This window comes from Pseudomonas sp. Pse1, from assembly GCF_024519635.1.
In the GTDB taxonomy this organism is placed as follows: Bacteria; Pseudomonadota; Gammaproteobacteria; order Pseudomonadales; family Pseudomonadaceae; genus Aquipseudomonas.
This window is the reverse complement of the sequence record NZ_JALJRO010000043.1, coordinates 1-3,934: the sequence shown is the minus strand read 5'-3', so window position 1 is coordinate 3,934 and position 3,934 is coordinate 1. Positions and strand designations below refer to the sequence as shown.

Below are 3,934 nucleotides of genomic sequence, written 5' to 3'. Positions count from 1 at the left end.
GACCATCTTCCATTGCGATGGTTTTGATCAGGGTAACAGTCATCTGAATGTTATCACCCGGCATCACCATCTCAACACCTTCCGGCAGCTCGCAGTTACCGGTCACGTCAGTGGTCCGGAAGTAGAACTGTGGACGGTAGCCTTTGAAGAACGGCGTATGACGACCACCCTCCTCTTTGCTCAGAACGTAAACCTCTGCAACAAATTTCGTGTGAGGCTTCACGGTACCCGGCTTGACCAGGACCTGACCACGCTCAACGTCATCACGCTTGGTACCACGCAGCAAAACACCGCAGTTCTCACCAGCACGACCCTCATCGAGCAGCTTGCGGAACATTTCAACACCCGTACAAGTAGTCTTGACCGTGTCACGCAGACCAACAATCTCAACTTCCTCCTGGATGCGAACAATACCGCGCTCAACACGACCAGTTACAACCGTACCACGACCAGAAATCGAGAATACGTCTTCAATCGGCATCAGGAACGGCTTATCAATAGCTCGCTCAGGCTGCGGAATATAAGTGTCCAGCGTCTCGACCAACTTCTTGACGGCAGTTGTGCCCATCTCGTTGTCGTCTTGACCATTCAACGCCATCAGCGCCGAGCCGATAATGATCGGAGTGTCGTCACCCGGGAAATCGTAAGTGCTGAGCAAATCACGCACTTCCATTTCAACCAGCTCAAGCAACTCAGCATCATCAACCATGTCAGCCTTATTCAGGAAGACAACGATATAAGGAACGCCGACCTGACGAGACAACAGGATGTGCTCACGGGTTTGCGGCATCGGACCATCAGCGGCCGAGCAAACCAGAATCGCGCCATCCATCTGCGCAGCACCGGTAATCATGTTCTTTACGTAGTCGGCGTGACCTGGGCAGTCAACGTGCGCATAGTGACGCTCGGCCGAATCATACTCAACGTGAGCAGTATTAATGGTAATACCACGAGCCTTTTCTTCTGGCGCACTATCGATCTTATCGAAGTCAACCTTGGCGGAACCGAAAACCTCGGAGCAGACACGAGTCAGAGCAGCAGTCAAGGTAGTCTTACCATGGTCCACGTGACCAATAGTACCGACGTTGACGTGCGGCTTGTTACGTTCGAACTTTTCCTTAGCCATCGAATTCACCCCTACTGAGAAGAATTAAACAAGTGACATCAGCCATTAAAACAAAGGCAGATATTTTCATATCTGCCTTGTTATATGGAGCTCTTGAGCGGATTTGAACCGCTGACCTCACCCTTACCAAGGGTGTGCTCTACCAACTGAGCTACAAGAGCGTAACACTTTGCACAACCTGCAAACTTGGAGCGGGTAGCGGGAATCGAACCCGCATCATCAGCTTGGAAGGCTGAGGTTCTACCACTAAACTATACCCGCGTAAGCTTGCAGCTCACGCTAAAAATGGTGGAGGGGGAAGGATTCGAACCTTCGAAGTCGTAGACGTCAGATTTACAGTCTGATCCCTTTGGCCGCTCGGGAACCCCTCCTAAGCGAGCCAGCATTTTACATCATGCTAGCCTTCTGTCAAGCACTTTTCTCATTAAAATCCTGAGCTTAGCTGCGTTGACCTCACTTCACATCGTTTCCGTTTCCGGTGTTCGCTGTGGAGCGGGCGCCATTCTATGCAACCTATTGAACACTTGCAACCCCCCCGCACCGCATTATTTTATGTTTTAACTCATTGAATTCGCTAGCAAGGTTCATCAGCACGGAATCATTGGCCAAACGCCTGCTTTCTGGGGAAACCTGCATCCAGAAACCCGCCGAATCGGCCAGTGACGTCGAAAGTTGCTGCACCTTGATACCCAGTGCCGCCAATCGCACCTCGACCGCTCTCGCCGTTTCCTGGCGAGCAAAACCTCCCAGATAAAGACAGGATTCCTCCGCCGCTAAAGATTTGCCTCCGCTGCGAGCGACTTCAGCATCCGGTGCTTCACTCAGCAGGCGGATGTCCTGCTGCGAGCCCTTGTACAAACTCAATGGAGTGACGTCCTTGGCGCGCAAAGGTGCCTCCTGCTGATGCCAGACGTAATAAAAGACGTTGAGAACCAACAACAGCAGAAACAACCAGCGCATAAACACCTCAGGACAATGGACAGGCCATGGCCAGACCGACGAACACCAGATCCGGAACCACCCGCGCTTCAGGCACAACCCCTGATACCAGATCCGCATCACCACCCGTGAGAAATACCGAGAAGCTTTGCCCCCAGTACTCCCTCGCGAGCTCCAACTGAGTCAGGACGAAGCCCCTGAGCATCAATGAGCAGCCACGCTCCACCGCCTCTACCGTGTTGCGGCCGGGTGCCAGACTCTCGAGCGCTCTCGAAGCCGCAAGATCGTCATAGCGAATGCGCCGGGTATGGGTACGAAGTTGATGACGCATCAAAGGCATACCAGGACAAATAAAGCCTCCCAGATGCTTACCGTCTTCAGCAATAAAGTCCGCCGTCACCGCGGTGCCGAAATCGAGTACCAGGCAAGCCCCGGCAGCCAGGCGATGAGCACCGAGCATTGCCAGCCACCTATCGAGCCCAAGGCGCTGATAATCTTCATAGCCATTCTGCACTCCGGACATTTCCCGCGCAGGTGCAGCACACATTGCCAAGACACCAAACGCACCCCGCAATGCATCAACCAGCGCCGCTGTCTCATCCCCCGTCCTGACACTGACCAACCGGCAGTACTGCAGATTCAATCCCGCACAGGCGCGCAAGCTCTGCAGCAACGCCAGATCAGAGTCCACCACCCCTTCGGCAAACAGCTGCAAGGCATCCCCTTGCAGGACTCGCCATTTAATAAAGCTGTTCCCACAATCGAGCTCAAGAATCATCACGCAGCCTCAGACTTAGCTCGCCACCACTGAATACTTTTTCCACGCCATCGACTTTCAATCGCAACGCACCCTGAGCATCGATACCCACCACAACACCATCAATACGATTGACTCCAGCTATCAGCGACACCGAGCGCCCTTGCCAAAGATGGCCGCGCTCCCATTGCGCCTGAAGCGCTGAAAAGCCTTCCGACTGGTGACGCACCAGGTACTCTCTAAGCACGCCACTCAAATGCGCGATCAATCGATTGCGATCAAACGCCCTTCCCGCTTCGAGAAGCATTGAGGTCCACTGTTGATCCACTTCGTTTGCTTCTCGCATGTTGACGTTGATGCCCACACCCAAGACCACGTGGCACACGTCAGCGGGGTCTCCGACTAATTCAAGCAATATTCCCGCGATCTTTTTCTCACCGACCAATACATCATTCGGCCACTTCAAGCCGGCAGTCACGATCCCGAGCTCCCTCAGCGTCTGCATCACAGCAAGGCCGACAACCAGGCTCAGCCCTTCCAATTGACGCATACCACCATCAACACGCAAGACCAGGCTGTAATAGATATTCTCTGCAAATGGGCTGACCCATTTGCGGCCTCGGCGACCGCGGCCTGCAGTTTGACGCTCGGCGAGCATTAAGAAGGGAGCCGACGCACCACGCTCAACGGCCCGCAGGGCTTCAGCGTTGGTTGAGTCAAGAGCGTCAAAGACCTGGACCGGCCAATGATCAAAGGACGAATACTCGTCGATCTGAGCAGAATCGAGCAGCGTCAGAGGAGCCTGAAGCTGGTAGCCACGACCTCGTACCTTATGAATAGTGAGACCCAGTTCCGCCTCGAGGTGCTGGAGCTGCTTCCAGACAGCACTGCGACTGATCCCCAGAGCAGCGCCAAGCGCCTCACCCGAGTGAAATCGACCGTCTTTCAAAAGTTTTAACAACGTCAGCATGCAACTATCGCCTCACAATGAGGCCGCATGATAGCCATGCCCTGCGCCGTTGCATAGAAATCGTGAACCACAACTTTCCCGCACGCAAAAACAAAACCCCTACCTGCATTCGCAGATAGGGGTTTCGGAATTTAATCTTGAC

4 protein-coding genes and 3 tRNA genes are annotated in these 3,934 nt (G+C 53.8%); all 7 read right to left on the bottom strand.

From position 1 onward, the window contains the following. Positions 1 to 1,126, bottom strand: a 1,126-nt coding sequence (tuf, locus tag NR126_RS28195; protein WP_256832462.1) for an elongation factor Tu, incomplete at its 3' end; no start/stop codon positions are given. Between the two features lie 85 nt (positions 1,127 to 1,211). After that, positions 1,212 to 1,287, bottom strand: a tRNA-Thr gene (locus tag NR126_RS28190). Positions 1,288 to 1,313: 26 nt separating this feature from the next. Then, positions 1,314 to 1,387 (bottom strand) — tRNA-Gly (locus NR126_RS28185). Positions 1,388 to 1,412: 25 nt separating this feature from the next. Next, positions 1,413 to 1,497, bottom strand: a tRNA-Tyr gene (locus NR126_RS28180). 142 nt (positions 1,498 to 1,639) lie between these two features. Then, on the bottom strand, positions 1,640 to 2,086 hold the full coding sequence (locus tag NR126_RS28175) for a hypothetical protein (protein WP_256832461.1): 447 nt from the start codon (positions 2,084 to 2,086) through the stop codon (positions 1,640 to 1,642). A 7-nt stretch (positions 2,087 to 2,093) separates the two neighbouring features. After that, positions 2,094 to 2,843, bottom strand: coding sequence for a pantothenate kinase (locus tag NR126_RS28170; protein ID WP_027617676.1), 750 nt, complete (start codon positions 2,841 to 2,843; stop codon positions 2,094 to 2,096). Further along, positions 2,833 to 3,792, bottom strand: a complete 960-nt coding sequence (birA, locus tag NR126_RS28165) for a bifunctional biotin--[acetyl-CoA-carboxylase] ligase/biotin operon repressor BirA (RefSeq protein WP_027617675.1) — start codon at positions 3,790 to 3,792, stop codon at positions 2,833 to 2,835. The genes NR126_RS28170 and birA overlap by 11 nt, the downstream gene beginning before the upstream one ends. Positions 3,793 to 3,934 lie beyond the last annotated feature (142 nt).